Source organism: Cupriavidus sp. CP313 (genome assembly GCF_054072015.1).
Genome location: NZ_JBSVZB010000005.1, coordinates 232089 through 257000, shown reverse-complemented (window position 1 = coordinate 257000; position 24912 = coordinate 232089). Strand labels below are relative to the sequence as shown.

Below are 24912 nucleotides of genomic sequence, written 5' to 3'. Positions count from 1 at the left end.
GGCGAAACTCGTCTGAAAAATAGGGAATCCGATTCACGCATCGGGGGTAGGGCGCGCGGGGAAGGCTAGCGGCGACCAGCACCGGCGGCACCTTGTAACCGTCGGTGCAGGGCGCACCCTGCTTCCCATTCGCTGCCCAGGCGAGCGGCAGGCGCAAAGCACTTCACGCCTAGGCGTGCTGAACGTTACGCGAACGCGCAATGAACGTCACGCCAGAGAACTTGCGCTTCCTCGTGGTAGTGCCCACTGACTTCGCCAGTCGCGCAAGATGGAATGGTTGCGCGCAGTGTAGCGCGAGGCGGGCGCCCGCCGCAAGCCGTCGGCCCCGCCAGCCGAGGACTGGCAAGGGCTGGCCAGCAACTTGCTGTTGCAAAGTCGTCATGCGGGTTTACACGAAACCGCTATCGCTCTCCGTTACAATCGCGGCCATGACAAACTTTGTCTGGACCCTGCGGGTGTACTGGGAAGACACCGACGCGGGCGGCGTAGTGTTCTACGCCAACTACCTGAAGTTCTTCGAGCGCGCCCGCACCGAGTGGCTGCGTTCGCTAGGCATCGAGCAGCAGTCGCTCGCCGGCGAGGCGGGCGTGGTCTTTATCGTCCGCAGCACGGCGGTGGACTACAATGCGCCCGCCCGGCTGGATGACCAGCTCGAGATCCGCACGCGCATCGACCGGGTCGGCCCGGCGTCGGTCCAGTTCACCCAGGAAGCCTGGCGTGGCGAGCTGATGCTGGCCTCTGGCGCGATCCGCGTTGGGTGTGTCGATCGAAGCACTTTCCGTCCCGCCCCGATTCCCGACCCCGTTCTAGCTACCATCAAGTCCGCACGATGAATCCCGTGACCGTCACGCAAGACATGTCGATCATTACGCTGGTGCTCCACGCCAGCCTGCTGGCACAGGCCGTCATGGTGCTGTTGCTCGCCATGTCGCTGTTTTCGTGGACCTATATTTTCCGCAAGCACCTGGCGCTGCGCTCGGCGCGCACCCAGACCGAGGGGTTCGAACGCGACTTCTGGGCCGGCGGCGACCTGCAGGCGCTATATAACAGTGCCGTCAACAACCGCCACAACACCGGCGCGCTGGAGCGGATCTTTGAATCCGGCATGGGCGAGTTCCTGAAGGCACGCGAGCGCGGCAACGAAGCCGGCGCGCTGCTCGATGCGGCCCGGCGCGCGATGCGCGCGGCCTACCAGCGCGAGATGGATGTGCTGGAATCGCATCTGCCGTTCCTGGCGTCGGTGGGTTCGGTGAGCCCGTATATCGGCCTGTTCGGCACGGTCTGGGGGATCATGAACGCATTCCGCGGCCTGTCGAATGTGCAGCAGGCGACGCTCGCATCGGTGGCCCCCGGTATTGCCGAGGCGCTGGTGGCGACCGCGATCGGCCTGTTCGCGGCGATTCCGGCGGTGATCGCCTACAACCGCTATGCCACGGAGATCGACCGCCTGGCGATCCGGTTCGAGAGCTTTATGGAAGAGTTCCTGAACATCCTGCAACGGCAGGCACGCTAACTGCACACGTATCGAATCTAATCCAGACGGTCCGGGCGCAAGCCCGGGCCGGCGTTTCCAGGAGTCCTGCAATGGCAGCCATTCAGCGCCGCGGCGGCTCGCGCCGCCGGGCCAGCGCCGAGATCAATGTCGTGCCGTACATCGACGTCATGCTCGTGCTGCTGGTCATCTTCATGGTGGCGGCGCCGATCGTGAGCCCCGCCACCGTCGACCTGCCCACCGTGGCCAACGCCACGCCGCAGCAGAAGGCGCCGCCGATCGTGGTCACCGTGCACGAGAGCGGCCAGCTCACCGCGCGCGGCAAGGACAACGCTGGCAACGCCTTCGAGCGCAAGCTCGACAAGCAGGGCCTGCTCGACTTTGTGCACCAGCGCCAGAACGAGAATCCCGACCAGCCGGTGGTGATTGCCGCCGACCGCGCGGTCAAGTACGAGGCGGTGCTGGACGTGATGTCGATCCTGAAAGCCGATGGCATCAAGCGCGTCGGCCTGATGGTCAAGTCCAAGACCTCCTGACGCATTGAAGCGCCTATCTGATTGCCGTTGCGCCTGATGAAGACCGTCGCCGCCTATCCCTACCAGCCGGTCAAGGAGCGGGGAACCCTGCGTTCCTTCCTGTTCGCGCTCTTCATGCACATGCTGCTGGCTGTCGTGCTGTACTACGGCGTGCGCTTGCAGAGCAGCACCCCCGTCGGCGCCGAGGCCGAGCTGTGGGAAGAGATTCCGGCCGCCACCGCGCCCCCGCCGCCGCCACCGGAGCCGGTGGTGCAGCCGCGCCCGGCCCCGCCGCTGCCCGAGGTGAAGAGCAAGGTCGAGGACGACGCCGACATCGCGCTGGAACGCCAGAAGCGCCGTGCCGAGGCGGCAGCGCGCGAAGAGGCCGAGCGCAAGCAGGCGGCTGCCCGCAAGGAAGCCGAGCGTAAAGAGGCGGATCGCAAGGAAGCCGAGCGCAAGGAAGCGGAGCAGCGCGAGGCTGACCGCAAGGAAGCCCAGCGCAAGGACGACGCGAAGAAGAAGGCAGCGCAGCAGGACCAGCAGCGCAAGGAACAGGCCGAGCGCAAGGAAGCAGAACGCAAGGAAGCGGACGCCAAGGCAAAGGCCCAGGCGGACGCCAAGGCCAAGGCAGACGCCGAGACCAAGGCCAAAGCCAAGGCGGATGCCGACGCCAATGCCAAGCGCGAGGCTGCGGCCAATGCCCAGCGCAAGAGCGAGCTGGCGCGCCTGCAGGCGCTGGCCGGCGGCTCCGGCGCGGGCGGTGGCGGCGTGGGCAGTACGGCCGGCGCGGGTGCCGGCGGCGGTGGCAAGGCGTCGCCGGGCTATTCCGACCGCGTGCGCCGCCGCGTCAAGCCGAATATCGTCTTTACCGAGGACGTGCCGGGCAACCCGACCGCGGTGGTGTCGGTGCAGCTGGCGCCGGATGGTTCGCTGCTGTCGGCGCGGCTGTCCAAGTCCAGCGGCAACTCGGGCTGGGATAATGCCGTGCTGCGCGCGGTGGAACGTTCCGACCCGCTGCCGCGTGATGAGAACGGCAAGGCGCCAGCCAGCTTCACCATTACCTTCCGGCCGAAGGACTGAGTGACCTGGGCGGCATGATTTGCAACATAATGCAACCTTCATCGCCGGGTCTTGGTCCCAGCGCTAGCATGACAGGTTGCCTGACGCGGCCGGCAGTGTGCGCTACGCACGCAGACGGGGCATGCGCCACGCGCTGCAATGCCGCATTTGCCCGTGTTGCCGATTGCCTGCCGTGCCCGACGAAATTTGAAATCGACTGAGGAGCAGCATGCGAAAGCTTTGGGCCCCCAATTGGCTGTCCGCGAGGCGGCACAACGCAACCCAACCCGAATCCCAACGTGCCATCGGCCCGGTCCCCCTGGCCGGCCGCCGCGCGCTGATGGCCTGGCTGGCCGCGGCGATGACGATGGCAGCCGGCGCCGCGCACGCGCAACTCAACGTTGAGATCTCCGGGGTCGGTTCCAGCCAGATCCCGGTTGCGACCGCCAACTTCCAGGGCGAGGCCCAGGCCCCGCAGAACCTGACCGCGATCATCCGCGCCGACCTGGCGCGCAGCGGGCGCTTGCTCAATGTCGATCCGGGCGGCGCCACGGTGGCGGAATCCGCCAATGTCGACCTGGGCAGCTGGAAGTCGCGCGGCGCCGATGCCTTCGTCGCCGGCAGCGTGACCCCGGCCGCCGGCGGCAAGTATGAGGTCCGCTTCCGCCTGTACGACACCGTCAAGGGCCAGAGCCTGGGCGGGCTGGCCTTTACCGTCAACCAGTCCCAGCTGCGCGTGACCGCGCACAAGATCGCCGACTACATCTATGAAAAGCTGCTGGGCGAGCGCGGCGTGTTTGCCACGCGCCTGTCCTACGTGTCGAAGGTGGGCGGCCGCTACCAGCTGCTGATTTCCGACTCCGATGGCCAGAACGCGCAGGTGGCGCTGACCAGCAACGAGCCGATCATCTCGCCGTCGTGGTCGCCGGACGGCGCGCGCGTGGCCTATGTCTCGTTCGAGGCTAGGAAGCCGGTGGTGTATGTGCACGACCTGGCCACCGGCAAGCGCACGCTGGTGTCGAACCAGAAGGGCAACAACAGCGCGCCGTCGTGGTCGCCTGATGGCCGGTACCTGGCGCTGGCGCTGTCGCGAGACGGCAATACCCAGGTCTACCAGGTCAATGCCGACGGCTCCGGCATCCGCCGCCTGAGCCGCAGCAGCGCCATCGACACCGAGCCGCAGTATTCTCCGGACGGCAAGAGCATCTACTTCACCAGCGACCGCGGCGGTGCGCCGCAGGTCTACCGCATGCCCGCTTCCGGCGAGGAAGGTGGCGGGGCGCAACGTGTCACCTTCAAGGGCAACTACAACGTGAGCCCGCGTATTTCGCCGGACGGCAAGTACCTGGCGTACATCTCGCGCGCGGGCGGCTTCAAGCTGCAGCTGCAGGACCTGAGCAACGGCGACGTGACGTCGCTGACCGATACGTCCAACGACGAAGCGCCCAGCTTTGCCGCAAACGGCAAGTACATCCTTTATGCCACCCGCGTGGGCGGCCGCGCGGTGCTGGCGGCGGTTTCCACTGACGGGCGTACCCGGCAGGTTCTGTCCCTCCAGTCCGGCGATGTTCGCGAGCCGTCCTGGGGTCCTTTCATGCAATAACAGGAGTCATTCACCATGCCCCAACTGATGAGCAAAACCCTTGCCGTTGCTGCACTGCTGGCCCTTGGCGCCTGCAGCTCCGGCGTCAAGCTGGACGACACCGCCAAAGCCGGCGCCGGCGCGGGCACCGGTGCCGATCCGCGCGCCGTGACCCCGGTGACGGCCGCCGATCCGCTGAACGATCCGAACAGCCCGCTGGCCAAGCGCAGCGTGTACTTCGACTTTGACAGCTACAGCGTCAAGTCCGACTACCAGGGCATGCTGGGCGCACACGCCAAGTACCTGGGGGGCAACCAGGGCCGCAAGATCCTGATCCAGGGCAACACCGACGAACGCGGCACCAGCGAGTACAACCTGGCGCTGGGCCAGAAGCGCGCCGAAGCCGTGCGCCGCTCGCTGGCCTCGATGGGTGTGCCCGACACCCAGATGGAAGCCGTGAGCCTGGGCAAGGAAAAGCCCAAGGCCGCCGGCCATGATGAAGCCTCGTGGGCCGAAAACCGCCGCGCGGACATCAACTACTGATCTGTGGACTGCCTTTCATGAAAGCACGCGTTTCCACCCTGTTGTGGCTCGCCGCCGTCGCCGGCGGCGGCATGCTGCCGCTGTCGCAGGCGCATGCCGGAGTGTTCGATGATGACGAGGCGCGCAAGGCGGTCATCAGCCTGCGCGACCAGTTCAACGGTTTCCAGGCAACCGCGACGCAGCGCATCGAGCAGAACAGCCGCACCACGCTCGACATGCAGAACCAGCTCGAGGGCCTGCGCCAGGAAGTGGCGCGGCTGCGCGGCCAGAACGAAGTGCTGCAGAACACGGTGGACACGCTGCAGAAGCAGCAGAAGGACTACTACGCCGACCTCGATGCGCGCCTGAAGAAGTTCGAGCCGCAGCAGGTCACCGTCGAAGGCCGCGAAGGCCTGTCGCAGCCGGGCGAAAAGCCCGAATACGATGCCGCGCTCAAGCAGTTCCAGGCGGGCGACTTCAAGAGCGCCGGGAGTTCGTTCTCGTCGTTCCTGAAGAAGTACCCGCAGAGCCCGTACGTGCCGCTGGCGCAGTACTGGCTCGGCAACTCGCTGTACGCGCAGCGCGACTACAAGGGCTCCACCTCGGTGCTGCAGACCATGATCAACGCCAACCCGGCGCACCCCAAGGCGCCGGACGCGATGATCGCGGTCGCCAACAACCAGCTCGAGTCCGGCCAGAAGGCGGCCGCGCGCAAGACGCTGGAGCAGGTGGTGGCCAAGTATCCGGGCACCGAAGGCGCGCAGGCGGCCAGCAACCGGCTGAAGACATTGAAGTAACACCGGAAGCGGCCGGCACGCCCGGTCCTGTCTGCAAGGCCCGCTTCGGCGGGCCTTTTTCTTGGGTCGCGCTAAAATACGCGATTCGCCTGAATCTTTTGCGCGCCCAGACGGCGCGCTCCCGATCATGACCCAACGCGCCATCGTCCTGCTGTCCGGCGGACTCGACTCCGCCACCGTACTCGCCATGGCCCGCGCCCAGGGCTTCGAGACCTATGCGCTGTCGATGCGCTATGGCCAGCGCCACTCCTCTGAGCTGGAAGCCGCCAAGCGCGTGGCGGCCGCGCTGGGCGCCACCCGCCACGAGATCATCGACCTGGACCTGCGCCGCTTCGGCGGCTCGGCGCTGACCGACGATGCGCTGGCGGTGCCGACCGACGGCGCTTCCGACGGCATCCCGGTCACCTACGTGCCGGCGCGCAACACCATCATGCTGTCGCTGGCGCTCGGCTGGGCCGAGGCTGTCGGGGGGCGCGACCTGTTCTTCGGCGCCAATGCGGTCGACTACTCCGGCTATCCGGACTGCCGCCCGGAATACGTCGCGGCCTATGAAACGCTGGCCAACCTCGCCACCAAGGCCGGGGTCGAGGGCGACCGCTTCCGCGTGCATGCGCCCATCATCGACATGACCAAGGGCGAGATCATCCGCGCCGGCATCGCGCTGGGGGTGGACTACAGCCTGACGGTGTCGTGCTACCAGGCCGACGACGACGGCCGCGCCTGCGGCGTGTGCGATTCGTGCCGCATCCGCCGGGCCGGCTTTGAAGCCGCGGGTGTGCCCGATCCGACCCGCTACCAGGCCGCTGCCTGATCACCAGCCGCCGTCCACGCCCCCGACATGCCTGAAATCGACCTCGCCGCGCTCTCGCGCACCGTGCTGCTGAGCACCTTTGTCCTGACCTTCCTGTTCGGCGCCGTGCTGCAGCGCACGCACTTCTGCACCATGGGGGCGGTCTCTGACATCGTCAACATGGGTGACTGGAGCCGCATGCGCATGTGGGTGCTGGCGATCGGCGTGGCCATGATCGGCACCGGCGTGCTGGCCTGGACCGGCGCGATCGACCCCACCAAGACCATCTACACCGCCAGCAAGCTGGGCTGGCTGTCGGCGCTGGCCGGCGGGCTGATGTTCGGCTTCGGCATGGTGCTGGCGTCGGGCTGTGGCAGCAAGACGCTGGTGCGCATCGGCGCCGGCAACCTGAAGTCGCTGGTGGTCTTTGTCTTCCTGGGCCTGTCGGCCTACATGACGCTGCGCGGGCTGTTCGGCGTGGTACGCGTGAATACCGTCGATGCGGTGGCGCTGACGCTGCCCACCACGCAAGACCTGCCGTCCGTGCTGGCGCAGGGTACGGGGCTCGCGCGCGGCGCGCTGCAGCTGGGCCTGGGCCTGGCGCTGGGCGGCGTGCTGGTGGTGTGGGCGCTGGCGGGCCGCGGCTTCCGCTCGTTCGACAACCTGCTTGGCGGCATCGGCGTCGGGCTGATCATCGTGGCAATGTGGTATGTGTCGGGCCACCTCGGCTATGTGGCCGAAGACCCCAACACGCTTGAAGAACTGTTCGTCTCGACCAACAGCGGCCGCATGGAAAGCCTGAGCTTTGTCGCACCCTATGCCTACACGCTCGACTGGCTGATGATGTTCAGCGACAAGAGCAAGGTGGCGACGGTCGGCATCGTCAGCGTGTTCGGCGTGATCGCCGGCGCGGCGGCCTATGCCCTGGCCACGCGCACGTTCCGCTGGGAAGGCTTCGGCAATGCCGAGGACGTCGCCAACCATATGGTCGGCGGCATCCTGATGGGTGCGGGCGGCGTGACCGCGCTGGGCTGCACGGTCGGGCAGGGGCTGTCGGGCGTGTCGACCCTGGCGCTTGGCTCGTTTATCGCGCTGGCGGGTATCCTGGCCGGTGCAGTGCTGGCATTCCGCTACCAGATATGGCGTCTGGAGCGCATGGCCTGAGGCGGGCGCCTGCGCCGCGTGCTTGACACATCGAGAACCACGTCACTATAATCGCGGTTCTGTTTTTTCGGGTCGTTAGCTCAGTCGGTAGAGCAGCGGACTTTTAATCCGTTGGTCGCGTGTTCGAGTCACGCACGACCCACCAGTATTACGAAGGGCCTGTGGCGCAAGTCACAGGCCCTTTTTGCGTCTGGCATGCCCCGATAGTGGGGGGGAGCTTTAACTAGTTCGAGGTAGAGACTTGGACCTGCCTGCGCAGCACAATGGGTCAACCGCGGCGTGTGGACTGCGGTCCATCAGAGCGGCCGCGAGACACGGCCCACCAACAAGACCCTATGCGGCGAGCAGGCGTTTCCTTGCCGGCCAGCGGGCACGTGCTGCGCATCATCTGGCCGTTCGTACCGGTGGTCGTTGCGCTGGCGTTGTTCAGCATCGCCAGCCTGGATCTGTTGTCGGCTGCGCGCGCCTTTGTCGCAGGCGAGAGCCAGTGGTCCAAGGGCCAGAAGAACGCCGTGCTGCACCTGCTGCGCTACGGCGAGGATCGCGATCCGGTGGATTTCGAGGCATACCTGGAGTCGATCGCAATCCCGCTGGGCGACCACCGCGCGCGCCTGGAGCTCGACCGCGACGAGCCTGACCTGGAGCGCATCCATGAAGGGCTCCTTGCCGGCGGCAACCATCCCGAAGACATTCCGCGGATGGTGCGGCTCTACCGGAATTTCCGCCATATCCAGGAGGTCGATGCCGCGATCCGCGTGTGGGCCGCGGGCGACATCGAGATCTTTGCCCTGCACGAACAGGCACTGAGCCTGCGCCGGCTGACCCGCCAGCCCGGCTGCGGGGACGATTGCGTGGCGCCGGTGCTGCGCAACATTGCGCAGATCGACGCCAGGCTGACGCCGCTGGAGCGGGCCTTTTCGGGCCATCTGGGCCAGGCCTCGCGCCGCGTGACCCGCTTGCTCACCACCGGCAGCGCGGTGATGGCGGCAGCGCTGCTGATGTCGGCGATCCTGCTGTCGGTGGCGCCGCTGCGGCGCGAGCGCCGGCTGCGCGAGGCGCTCGCGCAGCGCGAAGAGCAGCTGCAGCTGGCGGTGGAGGGCAGCAACGACGGGCTATGGGACTGGCATCTCGGCCGCGGCGAGCTGTACTTCTCGCCGCGCTGCGCGCAGATGCTGGGCTACCAGGACGCCGAGCTGCCGCATGCGCGCGAAACCGTGCTGGGCCTGCTGCATCCCTCGGAGCTGGCCGCCTTCGAGGCCAAGCTGGCGCACCATCTGCGCAGCGGCGAGCCCTATGACGCCGAATTCCGCCTGCGCAACCGCGCCGGCGATTACCTGTGGGTGCGCGCCCGCGGCCGGCTGGTGCGCGGGGCGGGGCGCCGGCGCGCGCGCATGGCGGGGTCGCTCACGAATATTTCCGACCACAAGCGCTACGAGACCCAGCTCTTTGCCGAGAAGGAGCGCGCCCAGGTCACGCTGCAGGCCATCGGCGACGCGGTGGTGACGGCCGATGTGTGGGGGCGCGTGGAATCGCTCAACCCCGCGGCCGAGGCCCTGACCGGCTGGCGCGAAGCCGACGCCCGCGGCCTGCCGCTGAGCAACGTCTGCGTGCTGCGCGACGAGGAAAGCCTGGCGCCGCTGCCCGATATTGTCACGCTGGCGCTGCGCCAGCGCTGGCGCAGCCGGTCGGCGCAGCTGGTGCGGCGCGATGTGTCCGGGCTGCCCGGACAGGCGCTGGCGGTCAAGCCATCGGTGGCGCTGATCCGCGACCGTGCCGCGCAGGCCATCGGCGTGGTGGTGGTGCTGCACGATATCAGCCAGGAACGCGCCCATGCGGCGCGCCTGGCGTACGAGGCCAGCCACGATGCGCTGACCGGCCTGGTCAACCGCGCCGAGTTCGAGCGCCGGCTCGGCGCGGCGATCACGCGGACACGCGAGCAGGGCACCACCCATACGCTGATGTACCTGGACCTGGACCAGTTCAAGGTGGTCAACGACACCTGCGGGCATGCCGCCGGCGACGAGCTGATCCGGCAGATGGCGGAGGTCATGAGCAGACAGCTGCGCCGCCGCGACACACTGGCCCGGCTGGGCGGCGACGAGTTCGGCGTGCTGCTGGAGCATTGCGGCACCGGCGATGGCGAACGCGTGGCCGAGGCCTTGCGCCACGCCATTGCGTGCTTCCGCTTTGCGCATCGCCAGCGCACTTTCACGCTGGGCGTCAGCATCGGCCTGGTCACGCTGGACCGACAGACCGTCAACGTCGCCGAGGCGCTGAGCGCGGCCGACGCGGCCTGCTACGTGGCCAAGGAGGGCGGGCGCAACCGCGTGCAGGTCTACCATCCGCTGGACAGCGTGGTGCAGGCGCGCCACGGCGAGATGGAGTGGGTCAGCCGCGTGCATGCGGCGCTGGCGGCTGGCCGCTTCTGCCTGTACTCGCAGGAGATCGTGCCGGCGCACGATGGCGCGCTGCCGCAGGCGGGCCGCCATGTGGAACTGCTGCTGCGCATGGTCGATGAACGTGGCCGGCTGGTGCCGCCAATGGCCTTCGTGCCGGCCTGCGAGCGCTACAACCTGATGCCGATGATCGACCGCTGGGTGGTCGAGACCGCGTTTGGCACCCTGGCGGGACGGCAGGCGGAGATTGCCACCTGCGCGATCAACCTGTCAGGCTCGTCGCTGGCGGACCTCCAGTTTCCCGATTTCGTGCGCGAGCAGGCGCAGCGCTTCGGCATCGCGCTGGACGGCATCTGCTTCGAGATCACGGAAACCGCGGCGATCTCCAGCCTGGCGCAGGCCGGCGCGTTCATCCTGCAGCTGCAGCAGCTGGGCTGCAAGTTTGCGCTGGATGACTTCGGCGCGGGCATGTCGTCGTTCACCTACCTGAAGCACCTGCCGGCGGCCTACCTGAAGATCGACGGCAGCTTCGTGCGCGACATGCTGGCCGACCCGGTCAACCTGGTGATGGTGGAGGTGATCCAGCGCATCGGCCACGCCATGGGCAAGAAGACCATTGCGGAATTCGTTGAGAGCGAGGCCATGCTAGAACGGCTGCGCGAGCTGGGCGTGGACCTGGTGCAGGGCTACCACATTGCGTCGCCGGTGCCGTTTGCCCCGGCAGATCCCGAGGCCGGCGACCGGCCGGCGCTGGCGCTGGCGGGCTGAGCCGCCAGGCCCGGCCGTGGGTCAGGGAACGAGCGGATCGCGGAAGCCGGTATCGGCGCTGGGCGGAGTGCCGGCCGGCGCGGGCGTCGGCGCGGTTGCGGGTGGCACGGCCTGATGCCTCGCATCGCGCCAGGTATTGTACACCCAGTAGGCGGCGCCGGCTGCCAGGCCGACCTTGGACAGCTTCCAGGTCCAGCGCAGCACCGGCGTGCGCTTGACCAGCGGCAGCGCCAGCGTCAATACGGTGCTTAGCAGCGGGTAGTCCCTGGTCATGCCGACCACTTTCATCCACGACCCCGGACGGGCGATGCGCGGCAGCCAGTGGCCGATAGTGCCCAGGCGGTGCGCGCCACCCCGCACCTCGTGCAGGGCCTGCAGGCAGTCGTAGCGTTCCAGCGCGGCGCGGGTCAGCAGCAATTCCTTGCGCACCGCCAGCGGCAGGCGCACCTCTTGCGTGAACCGGGCCCGCCGCGGGTGATCGCGGCGGTTGTGTCCGGCTGCGCTGTCGTCGGGTTCCAGGGGGCTCATCGGCGCAGGATCTCCCGGTCTTTGTCGATTTCGGCGAGCGTGGCCTCCAGCATCGGCGGGGCGTTGCGCACCAGGTTGCGTGCGTACGCCAGGCAAATCGCGCACAGCACCAGGTAAAGGACCGTCAGTGCGCCCAGCGCCTGCCAGCGGTAGGTGTCCCAGAACAGGATGGCGATCAGCCCGGTCAGGGTGACCAGCCCGATGCCAAAGAACACGAGGCCGAAGCAGGCCAGCAGCGCGACCTTCATCAGTCGCGTGCGTTCCTCGGCAAGCTCCACGCTGGCGAGTTCGAGGCGGGTCTGGATCATTGCCACCAGCGAGCCGGCCAGGTTGCGCACGGATTCGAGGAACTTGGGAGAAGGGGGGGATTCGCTCATGCGGCTCCGGCGTGAAAGAGCGGCGCGACGGCGTGGCCGTACGCGCCTTTCCGGCAGGCGGGGCCGGGTGTGGCGCCATGGTGTGTCGCCAACATGCTTGCGCCCCGGCCACTGGCAACCCGATGACCGGGTTGCCGCTCAGGCGCGGCACCAGCATGCCGCGCCGGGTTGGAATCGCTTACTTGCGGTTCAGTAGCAGACCGATCAGCAGGCCTACGCCGGCCGCCACGCCCACGGCGCGCCACGGGTGGTCATGCACGTAGTCGTCGGTGGCGCGTGCAGCGGCCTTGCTCTTGGTCACGACGGCGTCTTGCAGGTCCTGGGCCTTTTCCTTGGCTTGCTTGAGCAGGCCCATGCCACGCTCGCGCAGTTCGGCGGCCTTTTCCCCGGTGGTCGAGGCGGCTTGCTTCAGCAGTTCCTCGGCGTCGGACAGAACGGTCTTGACATCGCTCATCAGTTTCTCCTGTTTGCGGGCGGATGGTTCGGTTTGTGCGGATTCTGACATTTTCTACGCTCCGAGGCTAACGGCATTTGTCGGTCTGATACTTAGCATATGTGGCGGGTGGCCGTGGTTTCAAGGCTACGCGCCGCAAGCGGGACGCTGCCGTGCCCAGTATCGCAAGCATGCCGGAAAGCACGCGTGATGACTGTCAGAAAATGTTTATATGACTTCGAGTGATTTTGTAGTGACTTTATATTCGTTTGGGTTGGATATCAATCCGGATACTCTGGTTTCACCCCGAAATCAGGAGAACAGAGCATGGCATTGCGTCTTGGCGATATCGCCCCGGACTTCGAGCAGGATTCTAGCGAAGGCCGCATCGGCTTCCATGCGTGGCTTGGCGACAGCTGGGGCGTGCTGTTCTCGCACCCGGCCGACTACACCCCGGTGTGCACCACGGAACTGGGCCTGACCGCGAAGCTGAAGGATGAGTTCGCGCGCCGCGGCGTCAAGGCGATCGCGCTGTCGGTGGACGGCGTGGAGTCGCACCATGGCTGGATCCGCGACATCAACGAGACCCAGTCGACCACGGTCAATTTCCCGATCCTGGCCGATGGCGACCGCAAGGTGTCGCAGCTCTACGACATGATCCACCCGAACGCGAACGAGACCCTGACGGTGCGCTCGCTGTTCATCATCGATCCGAAGAAGAAGGTGCGCCTGATCATCACGTATCCGGCCAGCACCGGGCGCAATTTCAACGAGATCCTGCGCGTGATCGACTCGCTGCAGCTGACCGACAACCACAGCGTGGCCACGCCGGGCAATTGGCAGGACGGTGACGACGTGGTGATCGTGCCCTCGCTGAAGGACGAGGCGGTGATTCGCGAGAAATTCCCCAAGGGCTACCAGGCGGTGCGGCCGTACCTGCGCCTGACGCCCCAACCCAACAAATGAACGCGGCCCCGCGTGAAGGCGGGGCCGGCGTGCAGGACAGGTGTTTTATCGACGGGGGCAGCCTCGTCGTCTCCTTGGTAGTGTGCTTGGCCCGGCTTCGCAGCCGGGCTTTTTTATTGCGGAGAGCCTGTCGGTAAGTCGCGGATTGCGATCAGAAGAAGGCCTGGATGCCAGTCTGGGCGCGGCCCAGGATCAGCGCATGGATATCGTGGGTGCCTTCATAGGTGTTGACCACCTCCAGGTTCACCACATGACGGATCACGCCGAACTCGTCCGAGATGCCGTTGCCGCCCAGCATGTCGCGCGCCACGCGGGCGATGTCGAGCGACTTGCCGCACGAGTTGCGCTTCATGATCGAGGTGATTTCCACCGCGGCGGTGCCTTCGTCCTTCATGCGGCCCAGGCGCAGGCAGCCTTGCAGGCCCAGCGTGATCTCGGTCTGCATGTCGGCCAGCTTCTTCTGCACCAGCTGCGTGGCGGCCAGCGGGCGGCCGAACTGCTTGCGGTCCAGCGTGTACTGGCGCGCGGTGTGCCAGCAGAATTCGGCGGCGCCCAGCGCGCCCCAGGCGATGCCGTAGCGGGCCGAGTTCAGGCAGGTGAACGGGCCCTTCAGGCCGCTCACGCCCGGCATCAGGTTTTCTTCGGGCACGAACACCTGGTCGAGCACGATCTCGCCGGTGATCGAGGTGCGCAGGCCGACCTTGCCGTGGATGACCGGGGCCGACAGGCCCTTCCAGCCCTTTTCCAGGATAAAGCCGCGGATCGCTTCCTTGCCGTCGTCGCCTTGCAGCTTGGCCCAGACCACGAACACGTCGGCGATCGGCGAGTTGGTGATCCACATCTTGGCGCCGGTCAGCTCATAGCCGCCATCGACCTTCTTCGCGCGGGTGACCATCGAGCCCGGGTCGGAGCCATGGTTCGGCTCGGTCAGGCCGAAGCAGCCGATCCATTCGCCGGTGGCCAGCTTGGGCAGGTACTTCTGCTTCTGCGCTTCGGTGCCGAATTCATGGATCGGCACCATCACCAGCGACGACTGCACGCTCATCATCGAGCGGTAGCCCGAATCCACGCGCTCCACTTCACGCGCGATCAGGCCGTAGCTGACGTAGTTCAGGCCCGGGCCGCCGTATTGTTCCGGGATGGTGGGGCCGAGCAGGCCCAGTTCGCCCATCTCGCGGAAGATCTCGATGTCGGTCTTTTCATTGCGGAAGGACTGAAGCACGCGCGGCATCAGCTTGTCCTGGCTGTACGCAGCGGCGGCGTCGCGCACCATGCGTTCTTCGGCAGTCAGTTGCTGGTCCAGCAGCAGGGGGTCGGCCCAGTGGAATTCGGCGTTGGCAGCCATGCAGGTCTCCTTCGATAGCGCGGGGGAAGCATCGGGGGCGGGGCGAATGGTCGCTTGCCGCACCGGCGCTTCCGGGAATCATGACGGGTTCGGTGATCTTCGCGGAGGGTTTTTGTGGTTCCGCATTGCGGAACTGTGTTCCGTTGAATTAGTATATCGCAATGGGTTTGCCGTGCAACAGGCAAAACCCCCGACACCCATGCCTTTGTGCGATGAGCGGACAACCGCCGACCTGAGAGGAGCCGCCCTTGACCAGTCCGTCACTTTCTCCCGATGCCACGCCCCCCGCGCCGGTGCGCGACAGCGATCCCAACTTCGTCACCGCCCTGGCGCGCGGGCTGGAGCTGATGCGCTGCTTCCGCACCGGCGAGGCGATGCTCGGCAACCAGGACTTCGTGCGCCGCACCGGCTTCCCCAAGGCCACGGTGAGCCGGCTGGCGGGCACGCTGGTGCAGCTGGGTTACCTGCGCTATGACGAGAGTCTGGGCAAGTACGCGCTGGATGCCGGCGTGCTGGCGCTGGGCTATGCCTACCTGTCGGCGTCCGACGTGGTGACGCTGGCGCGGCCGCATATGCTGGCGTTCGCGCAGTCATATGGGGTCTCGGTCTCGCTGGGCAAGCGCGAGCGCATGGAAGTGATCTACCTGGAATCGATCCGCAACGATGCGGGCGTGATGCTGGGGCTGGGCGTGGGCTCGCGGCTGTCGCTCGTGTTGAGTTCGATGGGGCGGGCGTACTTGGCGGCGCTGCCCGCGGCGCGGCGCGAGCGTGTGCTCGCCGAGTTCAGCCAGGCCTTCCCGGAGCAATGGAAGCAGCAGGAGGCGCCGACGCGCGCGGCGCTGGCCGAGGCGCTGCAGCGGGGCTATGCGGCGTCGTTCCGTGACTGGCACCCGGCCATCCATGCCTGTGCGGTGGCGTTCCGGCCGGTGGGGGAGAAGGAGTTGCACATGCTGAGCTGCAGTGCATCATATGGCGCGGTGGAGGAAGCGGTGTTCCACCAGACGCTGGCCCCGGCGTTGCAGGCGCTGGCGGCAAGGTTGTCGGACCCGGCAGGCTGACGGCCAGGTCCGACGTGCGCAGGCATTACAGGTCCGTGCGCAACTTCCACAGTTCCGGGAACAGCACCACATCCAGCATCTTGCGCAGATAGCTGACGCCCTCGGTGCCGCCGGTGCCGCGCTTGAAGCCGATCACGCGTTCCACCGTGGTCACATGGCGGAAGCGCCATTGGCGGAACGAATCCTCCAGGTCCACGAACTTCTCGCCCAGCTCGTACAGCTCCCAGTGCGCCGTCGGATCGCGATAGACCTGCAACCACGCCGCCTCGACTGAGGCGTTGTACGCAGTCGGTTGCGTCCAGTCGCGCTCCACGCAATCCGCATCGACCGCAAAACCACGTCGCGCCATCAGCCGGATCGCCTCGTCATAAAGCGATGGCGTCTTCAGTGCAGTCTCCACCAACGCAAGATGCTCCGGCCGGTGCGCGTGCGGCTTCAGCATGGCCGCGTTCTTGTTGCCGAGAATGAACTCGATCTCGCGATACTGGAACGACTGGAATCCTGACGACATCCCCAGGTAAGGCCGCATCGCGGAATATTCCGGCGGCGTCATCGTCGCCAGCACGTTCCACGCCTGCACCAGCTGGTCCATGATGCGCGACACCCGCGTCAGCATCTTGAACGCCGGCGGCAGGCTGTCGGCCTTGACCGATTCGCGCGCGGCGCGCAGCTCGTGCAGCATCAGCTTCATCCACAGCTCGGTGGTCTGGTGCTGCACGATAAACAGCATCTCGTTGTGGTCCGGCGACAGCGGGTGCTGCGCATTCAGGATCTGGTCCAGGCCGAGATAGTCGCCATAGCTCATGTCTTTGGCGAAATCCATCTGCGCACCGTGCCAGTTGTCGCCCTGTGCTTTCGTGTCAGCCTCGCTGGCGGCGCCGGAGAAGGGGCATCCCTTGAATTCAGTCATGATGCGCTCCCGATCAGGTCACCTGGCCGCGCGTCTGGAAGCGCGCGTCGCGATAGGCGCCGCTGTCCAGCACATCGCGCAGGATTTCCACAGCATCCCATACATCGGTGAAGCTGGTGTACAGCGGCGTGAAGCCGAAGCGGGCGATGCGCGGCTCGCGGTAGTCGCCGATCACGCCGCGCTCGATCAGGGCCTGCACCAGCGCATAGCCTTCCGGGTGTTCCAGGCTGACCTGGCTGCCGCGGCGCGCGTGCTCGCGCGGCGTGACCAGCGTCAGCGGGTGGTGGCCGCAGCGCGCCTCCACCAGTTCGATGAACAAGTCGGTCAGCAGCAGTGACTTGGCGCGCAGCACCTGCATATTGGTCTGGGCGAAGATGTCCAGCCCGCATTCGACCATCGCCAGCGAAGTCACCGGCTGCGTGCCGCACAGGAAGCGGCGCACGCCGTCGACCGGGCGGTATTGCGGCTCCATCGCGAACGGCGCGGCATGGCCCCACCAGCCCGACAGCGGCTGCCAGAAGGCATCGCGCAGCGCGGGAGCGACCCAGACGAAGGCGGGCGAACCCGGGCCGCCGTTCAGGTACTTGTAGGTGCAGCCGATGGCGTAGTCGGCCCCGGCCGCCTTCAGGTTGACCGGCACGGCGCCGGCGGAGTGGCACAGGTCCCACACCGTGAGCGCGCCGCGGGCGTGGGCCAGCTCGGTCAGCGCGGCCATGTCCAGCATCTCGCCGGTCTTGTAGTTGACGTGGGTGAGCATCAGCACGGCGGTGTCGGCACCCACGGCGGCGTCGATCTCGGCCGGCGAATTGACCAGGCGTAGCGAATAGCCCTGCTGCAGCAGATCGGCCAGGCCTTGCGCGATGTACAGGTCGGTGGGGAAGTTGCTGGCCTCCGACACGATCACCTTGCGCGCCGGGTCGCGCGTCTGCTGCACGCGCAGCGCCGCGGCCAGCACCTTGAACAGGTTGATCGAAGTGGTGTCGGTCACCACCACTTCATCCTGGCCTGCACCGACCAGCGGGGCCAGCTTGTTGCCCAGCCGTTGCGGCAGCTCGAACCAGCCGGCGGTGTTCCAGCTGCGGATCAGGCCTTCGCCCCATTCGTCGGCCACCACCTGGGCGGCGCGCGCGGCGGCGGCGCGCGGGCGGGCGCCCAGCGAGTTGCCGTCGAGGTAGATCACGCCCTCGGGCAGCGCGAACTGGTCGCGCAGCGGGCGCAGCGGGTCTTGCTCATCGAGCCGGATACAGTGCTCGCGGTCAAATGTCGTCATGTCGGGGGATTGGCCAGGGGTTGTTCGGGAGTGGTTCAGTCGAGGCTGCGCAGCACCGCGCGCACCGGGCTGGCGTCGAGCCCGGCAAAGCGCAGCGGCAGCGCGATCAGTTCGTAGTCGCCGGCATCGACCTCGTCCAGCACGATGCCTTCCAGGATGGCCAGCCCGTGCCGGCGCACGGCGTTGTGCGCGTCCATGGTCTTGGATTCCTGCGGGTCCAGCGACGGTGTGTCGATGCCCACCAGCTGCACGCCGTGCGCGGCCAGCAGCGCGATGGTCTCGGCCGCGACCGCGCAGAAGTGCGGGTCCCACTGCGCCAGCGGCGCCTGCCGGTAGGTGCGCAGCAGCACGCGCGGCGGCAGGCCGGCCAGCGCGTGTTCGATATGGCGCGGCTCGACCACCGGCGAGGCACCGATGCAATGGATCACGCGGCAGGTGCCGAGGTAGGGCGTGAGCGGCACGGCGCCGATCGGCGCGCCGTCGGCGGCGTAGTGCAGCGGTGCGTCGGCGTGCGCGCCGGTGTGCGGCGACAGCGTGATGCGGCCGACATTCACCGGGCAGTGCTCGTCCATCTGCCAGGCCGGCTGTTGCTGGAACGGCGTGTCGCCGGGCCAGACCGGGGTGGCGGGGGAGAGCGGCGGGCTGATGTCCCACAGCCGGCGAGGGTCTTGATTGGGGGCGGTCATAAGGGTGCGCGGCGCCTTGGCAAGGCGCCGTCGTTGTCTGCCTCGATGTCGGAAATCATAGTCAAAATTGCCGGCAAGAGGCTTGCTAAATGGACCGTCGATGCGGTCGTCTTTCGCATAAAATGCGAAGAATTGAAGATTTGTCGAAGGAAATTCGAATGAACCTCGATCCCACCGACCTGCGCATCCTGACCTGCCTGCAGGAGAACGGCCGCATCAGCAACCAGGACCTGGCCGACCGCGTGGCGCTGTCGCCTTCGGCATGCCTGCGGCGGGTGCGCCTGCTGGAAGAGTCAGGGGTGATCGGCGGCTACCGCGCCTGGTTCGACGCCGAGCAACTCGGGCTGGAGCTTGAGGCGATCGTGCAGGTCTCGATGCGCCATGACGTGGAAGGCTGGCACGACACCTTTATCGCCGCGGTGCAGTCGTGGCCGGAAGTGCTGTCGGCGTACATCATCACCGGCGACAGCAACTACATCCTGCGCGTGCAGGCGCGCAACCTGAAGCACTACTCGGACTTCATCGTGAACCGGCTGTACCGCACCAAGGGCGTGATGGATATCCGCTCGAATATCGTGCTGCAGCGGATCAAGGTGGACAGTTCGCCGCTGGCGATCCTGAAGGCGGGCGCGGAGGAAGCCTAGCACTGCCTATCGTGACGAATGCAGCGCAATCAGCTGGTGCAGCGTTTCCTTGAGCAACGCCACTTGCTGCGGGCCGAAGCCGTCCAGCACGGCGCGTTCGTGGTCGGCGGCGCGTTCCAGTAGCGGCTGCGCCAGCGCGCGTCCGCGCGGGGTGATCGAGATCAGCGCCTGGCGGCGATCCGCCTTGCCTGCAGTGCGCTTCACCAGTCCGTCGGCGGCCATGCGGTCGACCAGCTTGGTCAGCGTGGGCTGCTTGGTCAGCGTGATTTCGGCCAGCAGGCCGATGGTGCAGTCGGGGCGGTCGGCCAGCGTCGCCAGCACGCGCCACTCAGGCACGGACAGGCCGCTGGCTTCGACCTCGCGGTGGAATTCGCCGGAGATCAGGTGGCTGGCGCGGGCCAGCAGGTAGGCCAGGTAGCCGTCGACGAAGGGCAGGGTTGCCTGCGCAGACTGTTCAGCCATGATGGGCGGGTGCCGCTCAGGGCTCGATCGGGATGGTGGTGGAGAACTCGCCGCCCTGGAACACCAGCGGGCCGTCGCCGCTCTCGGGCACGCCGCAGCGTTCCACCTCGCCGACGAAGATCACGTGGTCGCCCTCGTCGTAGCGGCTGCGGTTATGGCATTCGAACCACGCCAGCGCGTTGGACAGGATCGGCAGGCCGGTACTCGAGAGCCGGTAGTCCACGCCGGAAAAGCGGTCGCCCTTGAGCGTGGCGAAGCGCAGGCAAAGTTCGAGCTGCGAGGCCGACAGCACGTTGATGATGTAGTGCGTGCCGTCGCGGAACATCGGCAGGCTGTTGGCGCGCGTGGCCATGCTCCACAGTACCAGCGGCGGGTCCAGCGACACCGAGTTGAACGAACTGGCGGTGATGCCGATGAACGGCGGCGCGCCGGCCGTCACGGACTGGGCGCTGGCGCGCGTGGTGATGACGGTCACCCCGGTCGCGAACTGCGACAGGGCGCGGCGGAAATGCTGCGCATCGAAGTCCGGTGCGGCGGCAACGCTGGCGATCCGTGGCTGGGCCTCAGGCATGCCCATGGGGGCTCCACTGGAGTTCATGAAATTTCATATATATTATTCGCGCCATGGGCATCGAGTACAAGCCCGGCGCCCACCAATCAGCGCCGTGCGCGTTGGCTGGCGCACAAAACCAGGCGAACCCTGCCGCCGATACAAGAACAACCGGAGACAAGTCATGCTCATCGAGCAGATCGAACACCGCTGGCTGGCGGCGTTCCGGCGCACCCTGGAACTCTGTGCCCTGCAGGGCGGCGAAGTCGTTGGAATTGTAACGGAGTCGCAATCCCGCCCTGTCAACGTGGCCTTGGCCGAGCTGGCGGTGCAGTCGCTGGGGGCGAAGCCGGTGCGCATCCAGGTGCCGACGCCGCCACTCAGCGCGCCCGCGCCGGTGCGCTCGACCGGCGCCAGCGATGCGCTGCAGCAGTTGCCGCCCGTGATCGCGGCCCTGGCGCGCTGCCAGCTGGTGCTGGACTGCACGGTGGAAGGGCTGCTGCACGCGCCTGAGCTGCCGCAGATCCTGCGCGGCGCCGACGGTATCGTGCCGCGTCTGCTGATGGTCAGCAACGAACATCCCGAGATCCTGGAACGCTGCCAGCCCGACCCGGCGCTGGAAGGCACCGTGCGCGCCGCGATGAAGCGCCTGCGCGGCGCGCGCGAGATGCGCGTGCATTCGGCCGCAGGCACCGAGCTGCGCATCGGGCTGGCCGACGCGCGCGTGGGCGGCGTCTGGGGCTACTGCAACAAGCCCGGGCAGGTCTCGCACTGGCCCGGCGGCCTGTGCCTGGCGTTCCCGGCCAGCCGCCAGGTCAATGGCACGCTGGTGCTGGCGCCGGGTGACGTCAACCTGACCTTCAAGACTTACCTGCGCGATACCGTGGTCTGCCATATCGAGGACGACTACATCGTCGGCGTGGAGGGGCAGGGCGTGGATGCCGACATGATGCGCGGCTACTACCAGGCCTGGGCCGACCGCGAGGGCACGCGCGACGCGTATGCGGTCTCGCACGTGGGCTGGGGCCTGAACCGGCTGGCGCGCTGGGATGCAATGACGTTCTACGACAAGCGCGACTGCAACGGCACCGAGCTGCGCGCGTTCGCGGGCAATTTCCTGTTTTCGACCGGCGCCAACGAAGTGGCAGGGCGCCATACGCTGGGGCACTTCGACCTGCCGCTGCGCAACTGCACGGTGGCGCTCGACGGCCGCAACGAGGTCGAGGCGGGCGCGCTGGTGGAGGTGTCGGCATGAGCACGATTCCGACGACGCAGCGCCACGCCAACGGCATCTCCACCGTTGCCTGGAGCGACGGCCCGGTCGCGGTGGTGATGCTGCACGGCATCGGCGGCGGCAAGGCCGCCTGGCCCGCGCAGGGCGAGGCACTGGCGCAGGCCGGCTATCGCGCCGTGGCGTGGGACATGCCCGGCTATGGTGACAGCGATCTGATCGACCCGTATGACTTCGATGGCCTGGCGCGCGCGCTGGCGCCGCTGCTGCAGGCCGAGCGTGAGGCCGGCCGCCGCATGGTGCTGCTTGGCCACAGCATGGGCGGCATGGTGGCGCAGCAGGCGTATGCCGCGATGCCGGCGCTGGTCGACGGCATGGTGCTGTCCGGCACCTCGCCCGCCTTCGGCAAGGGTGACGGGCCCTGGCAGCGTGAGTTCATCGCCGCGCGCACCGCGCCGCTGGACGCCGGCAGGACCTTCCATGGCCGAGATGGCCGCCGGGCTGGTGCGCACCATGGTCGCGCCCGATGCCGAGCCACAAGCCGTGGCCTTTGCCACGGCGGTGATGGCGGCGGTGCCGGCGCCCACCTACCGCGCGGCGCTGGGTGCGCTGGTGCGCTTCAACCAGCGCGACGCGCTGCCGCGCATCGCGGTGCCGGTGCTGGCGCTGGCCGGGCAGCACGACACCAATGCCGCGCCCGAGGTGATGCAGCGCATGGCGCAGCGCATTCCGGGCGCCGAATACCGCTGCCTGCCCGCCGTCGGGCACCTGGCCTGCATGGAGCGGCCGGCGGTGTTCAACGACGCGGTGCTCGACTTCCTGCGCCGGCATTTCCCCGTGCGCTGAGTCTCGCGACCCCTGGCTTCAAGACCGCAACACCAGAACACACCGCGCCCTTGGGCTTGCCGGTGGTGCCGGAGGTGTAGGCGAGCAGCAGCGGCGCATCGTCCGGCACCGGCGGATGGGCCACGCCGAACGGCGCGGGATGGTCGACCAGCCGGTCGAGATGCGCGACCTGGCAGCCGCCGCCAGCCTCCTGCGCCAGCCCTGCATGGCGCTCGTCATGGAACAGCGCGGCCAGTTGCGCGTGGCCGGCGATGGTACGCAGCTCCGCCGGCGCCAGCCGGTAGTTCAGGGGCACGAACATTGCTCCGACACGCGCGCAGGCGAACAGCAGCACCAGCTGAAGTTCGTGGTTCAGGCACAGCGTGCCGACGCGGTCGCCCGCGCCGATGCCCCGCGTCGCTGCCAGGTGGGCGCTGGCACGCTCGACGCGCCGCCACAGCTTGCCGTAGGTGAAGGTGCGGCCCAGGTAATGCAACGCCGGCCGCCCCGGCGCCGCGGCGGCATGGCCATGCAGCATGGCCGGCAGCGCGCCCAGCCCGGCGGCGCCCGCACGCATGGCGCGGCGGGTGGCGCTCATTCGTCGCGCTCGCCGGATTCGTACAGGGTCTCGCGCCCCATGCGGTCCAGGATCAGCTCGGCGGTCCAGGGCAGCATCAGCGCGCCGCAGCGCGAGTCGCGGTAGAGCCGCTCCAGCGGCAGGTCCTTGAGCATCGACTGTCCGCCGCAGGTGCGGATCGCCAGCCGGGCGATGTCGTTGGCCCCTTCCATCACGGTGTAGTGCGCGGCGTACAGGCGCAGGCGCTCGTCCTTGGTCGGATTGGGCCTGGCCTCATGAATCACGCGCCAGAAGATCGAGCGCATGGTTTCCAGCTGGATGCGCATCTGCGCCACCGCGATCTGCTTGGTCGGGTACATGCGGCGCTTGACCGGCGGCTGGCCCGGCACCTCGCCGCGCAGGTACTGCACGGTGAAGTCGTAGGCGGCCTGCGCCACGCCCAGGTAGGTCGGCGACAGCGTGAAGAACATCGCCGGCCAGGTCTGCGCGGCGCGGTAGTAGACGCCGCGCGGCATCAGTTGCTCATGGTCGGGCACGAACACGTCCTTGAGCAGCAGCGTGCGCGACACCGTGCCGCGCATGCCCATCGGGTCCCACTCGCCGGTCACGGTCAGCCCTTCCGCCTTGCCGGGCACCGCGATATAGAGCGTGTCGCGCATGTCGGGATGCTGGTCGCCGCGGTCCTCGGTGCACAGGATGCCGTAGTAGTCGGCCGCGCCCGACAGCGAGGCGAAGATCTTGCGCCCGTTCAGCACCCAGCCGCCCTCGACCTTGCGCGCCGTGGTACCGAACGGCGCCTTGCCCGCGGCGGCGGCGGAGCCTTCGGAGAACGGCTGCGCATAGACCGCGCCGTCGCGCACCACGCGTGCGAAATGCAGCTCGCGCCGCGCTTCGTGCTCGGCGCGCTGGTCAGGCGTCATGTCGATGCCGTCGGACAGCACGCCGGTCCACATGGTCGAGCAGATATGCGCATGTTGTACGTCAGCGCCGTGGCCCCACAGAAGCGGCCGATCTCGGCGCCCACCATGCAGTAGGTGGCAAAGTCCGCGCCCTCGCCCCCGAACGCCTGCGGCACGCACAGGGCCAGCAGGCCGGCCTCGCGCAGGTCGCACCACCGACACCGGACCGGTCTCGGTCGCTCCGTCATAGTTGGCGAAGGGGAAGCTGGCCTCGCGGTCCCAAGTGGCTGCGCGCGCCGCAAAGCGTTCGCGGCCCAGGCGGTTGGCCAGCGCCAGCAGGTGCGCCTGGCGCGGGGTGAAGTCCGCCGTACCGACGGCGGGGATGAAGTCGAGCTGGCCGGATGGCATGTCGCAGTCTCCTTTGCGCCGGATGCGGGGCGGCGCTGGTTGCCCGGCCTGGCTATGCCGGCTGGCCGCAGCCGGAGGCGCAAGTCCGGCTGGCCGGCCCGGACGGTGCCGAGGTGGCGCAGGGCGCAGTCGGTGAACTCTGGGTGCGCGGCGCCAACGTGATGGCTGGCTACTGGAACCAGCCTGATAACGGCCTGGCCGACGGCTGGTTCCATTCCGGCGACCTCGCGCACCGCGATGCCGGCGGCTGCATCGAAGTCGTCGGCCGCAGCAAGGACATGATCATCTCGGGTGGCGAGAACATCTACCCCGCCGAGATCGAGAACGTGCTGGTCGGCCTGCCCGGCGTGCAGGAGTGCGCGGTCGTCGGCGTGGCCGATGCGCGCTGGGGCGAGGTGCCGGTGGCGGTGATCGTGCCCGCGCCGGGCGCGCCGCGCGACGCGCTGGGGGCGGAGCCGCTGCGCGAACTGCTGGCCACGCGCATTGCCCGCTTCAAGCTGCCACGCGAGGTGGTGCTGCTGGACGACCTGCCGCGCAGCGCGCTGGGCAAGGTGCTCAAGCCGCAACTGCGCGCGATGCTGGAGGCGCAGCGCCAGCCTGGCTGAATCCACTGCAAAGGTGCCGGTCTGCGCTTATGCTTGAGGCCGTGACACCACAG

At 67.7% G+C, this 24912-nt stretch carries 25 protein-coding genes, 1 tRNA gene, 3 pseudogenes and 1 riboswitch; of the genes and pseudogenes, 18 read left to right on the top strand and 11 right to left on the bottom strand.

All coding sequences use genetic code 11. The annotated features are described in order from the left end of the window. Positions 1–127 precede the first annotated feature (127 nt). Positions 128–273: riboswitch (ZMP/ZTP riboswitch) on the bottom strand. 155 nt (positions 274–428) lie between these two features. The 11 genes from ybgC to ACW4E8_RS09765 all read left to right on the top strand — a co-directional run bounded on the left by ybgC (position 429) and on the right by ACW4E8_RS09765 (position 11085). Next, a complete protein-coding gene (gene ybgC, locus ACW4E8_RS09815) occupies positions 429–833 on the top strand; it encodes a tol-pal system-associated acyl-CoA thioesterase (protein ID WP_456804314.1) in 405 nt (134 codons plus the stop codon). Continuing rightward, the gene (gene tolQ, locus ACW4E8_RS09810) at positions 830–1513 is read left to right on the top strand and encodes a protein TolQ (protein ID WP_456804313.1); all 684 of its coding nucleotides are present in this window, start codon (positions 830–832) and stop codon (positions 1511–1513) included. The genes ybgC and tolQ overlap by 4 nt, the downstream gene beginning before the upstream one ends. Before the next feature lie 71 nt (positions 1514–1584). Beyond that, on the top strand, positions 1585–2028 hold the full coding sequence (gene tolR / locus ACW4E8_RS09805) for an ExbD/TolR family protein (protein ID WP_456804312.1): 444 nt from the start codon (positions 1585–1587) through the stop codon (positions 2026–2028). A gap of 36 nt (positions 2029–2064) precedes the next feature. After that, entirely contained in the window at positions 2065–3087 is a 1023-nt protein-coding gene (gene tolA / locus ACW4E8_RS09800) for a cell envelope integrity protein TolA (RefSeq protein WP_456804311.1), read from the top strand. A 208-nt stretch (positions 3088–3295) separates the two neighbouring features. Continuing rightward, positions 3296–4669 (top strand): Tol-Pal system beta propeller repeat protein TolB, encoded by a 1374-nt coding sequence (tolB, locus tag ACW4E8_RS09795; RefSeq protein WP_456804310.1) that lies wholly within the window; start codon positions 3296–3298, stop codon positions 4667–4669. Between the two features lie 15 nt (positions 4670–4684). Further along, positions 4685–5191, top strand: coding sequence for a peptidoglycan-associated lipoprotein Pal (gene pal, locus ACW4E8_RS09790; protein WP_456804309.1), 507 nt, complete (start codon positions 4685–4687; stop codon positions 5189–5191). 17 nt (positions 5192–5208) lie between these two features. Further along, the gene (ybgF, locus tag ACW4E8_RS09785; protein ID WP_456804308.1) at positions 5209–5967 is read left to right on the top strand and encodes a tol-pal system protein YbgF; all 759 of its coding nucleotides are present in this window, start codon (positions 5209–5211) and stop codon (positions 5965–5967) included. Positions 5968–6094: 127 nt separating this feature from the next. Beyond that, positions 6095–6778, top strand: a complete 684-nt coding sequence (queC, locus tag ACW4E8_RS09780; protein WP_456804307.1) for a 7-cyano-7-deazaguanine synthase QueC — start codon at positions 6095–6097, stop codon at positions 6776–6778. A 27-nt stretch (positions 6779–6805) separates the two neighbouring features. Further along, entirely contained in the window at positions 6806–7921 is a 1116-nt protein-coding gene (locus tag ACW4E8_RS09775) for a YeeE/YedE family protein (RefSeq protein ID WP_456804306.1), read from the top strand. A 69-nt stretch (positions 7922–7990) separates the two neighbouring features. Further along, positions 7991–8066: transfer RNA gene (locus tag ACW4E8_RS09770), tRNA-Lys, on the top strand. A gap of 118 nt (positions 8067–8184) precedes the next feature. Further along, a complete protein-coding gene (locus tag ACW4E8_RS09765; RefSeq protein WP_456804305.1) occupies positions 8185–11085 on the top strand; it encodes an EAL domain-containing protein in 2901 nt (966 codons plus the stop codon). 21 nt (positions 11086–11106) lie between these two features. Here the strand turns inward: ACW4E8_RS09765 and ACW4E8_RS09760 are convergent, their stop codons facing one another. From ACW4E8_RS09760 to ACW4E8_RS09750, 3 genes are all read right to left on the bottom strand, one after another. Then, positions 11107–11613 (bottom strand): DUF3318 domain-containing protein, encoded by a 507-nt coding sequence (locus ACW4E8_RS09760; protein WP_456804304.1) that lies wholly within the window; start codon positions 11611–11613, stop codon positions 11107–11109. Next, entirely contained in the window at positions 11610–11990 is a 381-nt protein-coding gene (locus ACW4E8_RS09755) for a phage holin family protein (RefSeq protein WP_010813730.1), read from the bottom strand. The genes ACW4E8_RS09760 and ACW4E8_RS09755 overlap by 4 nt, the downstream gene beginning before the upstream one ends. 178 nt (positions 11991–12168) lie before the next feature. Next, positions 12169–12495 carry a DUF883 family protein gene (locus tag ACW4E8_RS09750; protein ID WP_340526281.1) on the bottom strand — a complete coding sequence of 109 codons (327 nt, stop codon included), beginning with the start codon at positions 12493–12495 and terminating at the stop codon, positions 12169–12171. Positions 12496–12750: 255 nt separating this feature from the next. Here ACW4E8_RS09750 and ACW4E8_RS09745 point away from each other — a divergent pair, with 255 nt between their 5' ends. Next, positions 12751–13389: a peroxiredoxin gene (locus ACW4E8_RS09745; RefSeq protein WP_456804303.1), complete on the top strand. Its 639-nt coding sequence runs from the start codon at positions 12751–12753 to the stop codon at positions 13387–13389. Positions 13390–13540: 151 nt separating this feature from the next. Here ACW4E8_RS09745 and ACW4E8_RS09740 read toward each other — a convergent pair whose 3' ends face one another. Further along, positions 13541–14734 carry an acyl-CoA dehydrogenase gene (locus ACW4E8_RS09740; RefSeq protein WP_456804302.1) on the bottom strand — a complete coding sequence of 398 codons (1194 nt, stop codon included), beginning with the start codon at positions 14732–14734 and terminating at the stop codon, positions 13541–13543. A gap of 248 nt (positions 14735–14982) precedes the next feature. Between ACW4E8_RS09740 and ACW4E8_RS09735 the strand changes: the two genes are divergently transcribed. Then, positions 14983–15792, top strand: a complete 810-nt coding sequence (locus ACW4E8_RS09735; protein WP_456804301.1) for an IclR family transcriptional regulator — start codon at positions 14983–14985, stop codon at positions 15790–15792. 25 nt (positions 15793–15817) lie between these two features. Here ACW4E8_RS09735 and kynA read toward each other — a convergent pair whose 3' ends face one another. From kynA to kynB, 3 genes are read right to left on the bottom strand one after another with little or no spacing between them, the layout of a single operon-like run. After that, positions 15818–16702, bottom strand: coding sequence for a tryptophan 2,3-dioxygenase (kynA, locus tag ACW4E8_RS09730; RefSeq protein ID WP_456804300.1), 885 nt, complete (start codon positions 16700–16702; stop codon positions 15818–15820). A 13-nt stretch (positions 16703–16715) separates the two neighbouring features. Continuing rightward, entirely contained in the window at positions 16716–17972 is a 1257-nt protein-coding gene (gene kynU / locus ACW4E8_RS09725; RefSeq protein WP_456804299.1) for a kynureninase, read from the bottom strand. 35 nt (positions 17973–18007) lie between these two features. Further along, complete coding sequence (gene kynB, locus ACW4E8_RS09720; RefSeq protein WP_010813723.1) at positions 18008–18658, bottom strand: arylformamidase; 651 nt, start codon at positions 18656–18658, stop codon at positions 18008–18010. 158 nt (positions 18659–18816) lie between these two features. Between kynB and ACW4E8_RS09715 the strand changes: the two genes are divergently transcribed. Continuing rightward, positions 18817–19302: an Lrp/AsnC family transcriptional regulator gene (locus ACW4E8_RS09715; RefSeq protein ID WP_456804298.1), complete on the top strand. Its 486-nt coding sequence runs from the start codon at positions 18817–18819 to the stop codon at positions 19300–19302. A gap of 6 nt (positions 19303–19308) precedes the next feature. Here ACW4E8_RS09715 and ACW4E8_RS09710 read toward each other — a convergent pair whose 3' ends face one another. Continuing rightward, positions 19309–19764: a MarR family winged helix-turn-helix transcriptional regulator gene (locus ACW4E8_RS09710; protein WP_456804297.1), complete on the bottom strand. Its 456-nt coding sequence runs from the start codon at positions 19762–19764 to the stop codon at positions 19309–19311. 16 nt (positions 19765–19780) lie between these two features. Beyond that, positions 19781–20341 carry a flavin reductase family protein gene (locus ACW4E8_RS09705; protein WP_456804426.1) on the bottom strand — a complete coding sequence of 187 codons (561 nt, stop codon included), beginning with the start codon at positions 20339–20341 and terminating at the stop codon, positions 19781–19783. Positions 20342–20498: 157 nt separating this feature from the next. Between ACW4E8_RS09705 and ACW4E8_RS09700 the strand changes: the two genes are divergently transcribed. The 3 genes and pseudogenes from ACW4E8_RS09700 to ACW4E8_RS09690 all read left to right on the top strand — a co-directional run bounded on the left by ACW4E8_RS09700 (position 20499) and on the right by ACW4E8_RS09690 (position 22391). Then, positions 20499–21569 (top strand): peptidase M29, encoded by a 1071-nt coding sequence (locus ACW4E8_RS09700; protein ID WP_456804296.1) that lies wholly within the window; start codon positions 20499–20501, stop codon positions 21567–21569. After that, positions 21566–22039: pseudogene (locus ACW4E8_RS09695) on the top strand (alpha/beta fold hydrolase); the annotation flags it as partial. The gene ACW4E8_RS09700 and the pseudogene ACW4E8_RS09695, both read left to right, overlap by 4 nt. After that, a complete protein-coding gene (locus ACW4E8_RS09690; RefSeq protein WP_456804430.1) occupies positions 22026–22391 on the top strand; it encodes an alpha/beta fold hydrolase in 366 nt (121 codons plus the stop codon). The pseudogene ACW4E8_RS09695 and the gene ACW4E8_RS09690, both read left to right, overlap by 14 nt. Here the strand turns inward: ACW4E8_RS09690 and ACW4E8_RS09685 are convergent. Next, a complete protein-coding gene (locus tag ACW4E8_RS09685) occupies positions 22342–22968 on the bottom strand; it encodes an AMP-binding protein (RefSeq protein ID WP_456804295.1) in 627 nt (208 codons plus the stop codon). The genes ACW4E8_RS09690 and ACW4E8_RS09685 overlap by 50 nt on opposite strands. Further along, positions 22965–24254 (bottom strand): annotated as a pseudogene (locus tag ACW4E8_RS09680) (acyl-CoA dehydrogenase family protein). The gene ACW4E8_RS09685 and the pseudogene ACW4E8_RS09680 overlap by 4 nt, the downstream one beginning before the upstream one ends. A gap of 38 nt (positions 24255–24292) precedes the next feature. On the opposite strand from ACW4E8_RS09680, the pseudogene ACW4E8_RS09675 reads away from it, so the two are divergent. Then, a pseudogene (locus ACW4E8_RS09675) lies at positions 24293–24859 on the top strand (class I adenylate-forming enzyme family protein); the annotation flags it as partial. Positions 24860–24912: the final 53 nt, after the last annotated feature.

Coding starts and splice junctions, on each gene's coding strand:
- tolB (WP_456804310.1), top strand. CDS start 3,296: ATGCGAAAGCTTTGGGCCCCCAATTGGCTGTCCGCGAGGCGGCACAAC.
- pal (WP_456804309.1), top strand. CDS start 4,685: ATGCCCCAACTGATGAGCAAAACCCTTGCCGTTGCTGCACTGCTGGCC.
- ACW4E8_RS09690 (WP_456804430.1), top strand. CDS start 22,026: ATGGCCGAGATGGCCGCCGGGCTGGTGCGCACCATGGTCGCGCCCGAT.
- ACW4E8_RS09775 (WP_456804306.1), top strand. CDS start 6,806: ATGCCTGAAATCGACCTCGCCGCGCTCTCGCGCACCGTGCTGCTGAGC.
- tolA (WP_456804311.1), top strand. CDS start 2,065: ATGAAGACCGTCGCCGCCTATCCCTACCAGCCGGTCAAGGAGCGGGGA.
- ybgC (WP_456804314.1), top strand. CDS start 429: ATGACAAACTTTGTCTGGACCCTGCGGGTGTACTGGGAAGACACCGAC.
- ACW4E8_RS09755 (WP_010813730.1), bottom strand. CDS start 11,990: ATGAGCGAATCCCCCCCTTCTCCCAAGTTCCTCGAATCCGTGCGCAAC.
- ACW4E8_RS09760 (WP_456804304.1), bottom strand. CDS start 11,613: ATGAGCCCCCTGGAACCCGACGACAGCGCAGCCGGACACAACCGCCGC.
- ACW4E8_RS09700 (WP_456804296.1), top strand. CDS start 20,499: ATGCTCATCGAGCAGATCGAACACCGCTGGCTGGCGGCGTTCCGGCGC.
- ACW4E8_RS09715 (WP_456804298.1), top strand. CDS start 18,817: ATGAACCTCGATCCCACCGACCTGCGCATCCTGACCTGCCTGCAGGAG.
- kynU (WP_456804299.1), bottom strand. CDS start 17,972: ATGACGACATTTGACCGCGAGCACTGTATCCGGCTCGATGAGCAAGAC.
- ACW4E8_RS09745 (WP_456804303.1), top strand. CDS start 12,751: ATGGCATTGCGTCTTGGCGATATCGCCCCGGACTTCGAGCAGGATTCT.
- ACW4E8_RS09685 (WP_456804295.1), bottom strand. CDS start 22,968: ATGAGCGCCACCCGCCGCGCCATGCGTGCGGGCGCCGCCGGGCTGGGC.
- kynB (WP_010813723.1), bottom strand. CDS start 18,658: ATGACCGCCCCCAATCAAGACCCTCGCCGGCTGTGGGACATCAGCCCG.
- ACW4E8_RS09750 (WP_340526281.1), bottom strand. CDS start 12,495: ATGTCAGAATCCGCACAAACCGAACCATCCGCCCGCAAACAGGAGAAA.
- tolR (WP_456804312.1), top strand. CDS start 1,585: ATGGCAGCCATTCAGCGCCGCGGCGGCTCGCGCCGCCGGGCCAGCGCC.
- ACW4E8_RS09740 (WP_456804302.1), bottom strand. CDS start 14,734: ATGGCTGCCAACGCCGAATTCCACTGGGCCGACCCCCTGCTGCTGGAC.
- ACW4E8_RS09765 (WP_456804305.1), top strand. CDS start 8,185: ATGGGTCAACCGCGGCGTGTGGACTGCGGTCCATCAGAGCGGCCGCGA.
- ACW4E8_RS09710 (WP_456804297.1), bottom strand. CDS start 19,764: ATGGCTGAACAGTCTGCGCAGGCAACCCTGCCCTTCGTCGACGGCTAC.
- tolQ (WP_456804313.1), top strand. CDS start 830: ATGAATCCCGTGACCGTCACGCAAGACATGTCGATCATTACGCTGGTG.
- queC (WP_456804307.1), top strand. CDS start 6,095: ATGACCCAACGCGCCATCGTCCTGCTGTCCGGCGGACTCGACTCCGCC.
- ybgF (WP_456804308.1), top strand. CDS start 5,209: ATGAAAGCACGCGTTTCCACCCTGTTGTGGCTCGCCGCCGTCGCCGGC.
- kynA (WP_456804300.1), bottom strand. CDS start 16,702: ATGACTGAATTCAAGGGATGCCCCTTCTCCGGCGCCGCCAGCGAGGCT.
- ACW4E8_RS09705 (WP_456804426.1), bottom strand. CDS start 20,341: ATGGGCATGCCTGAGGCCCAGCCACGGATCGCCAGCGTTGCCGCCGCA.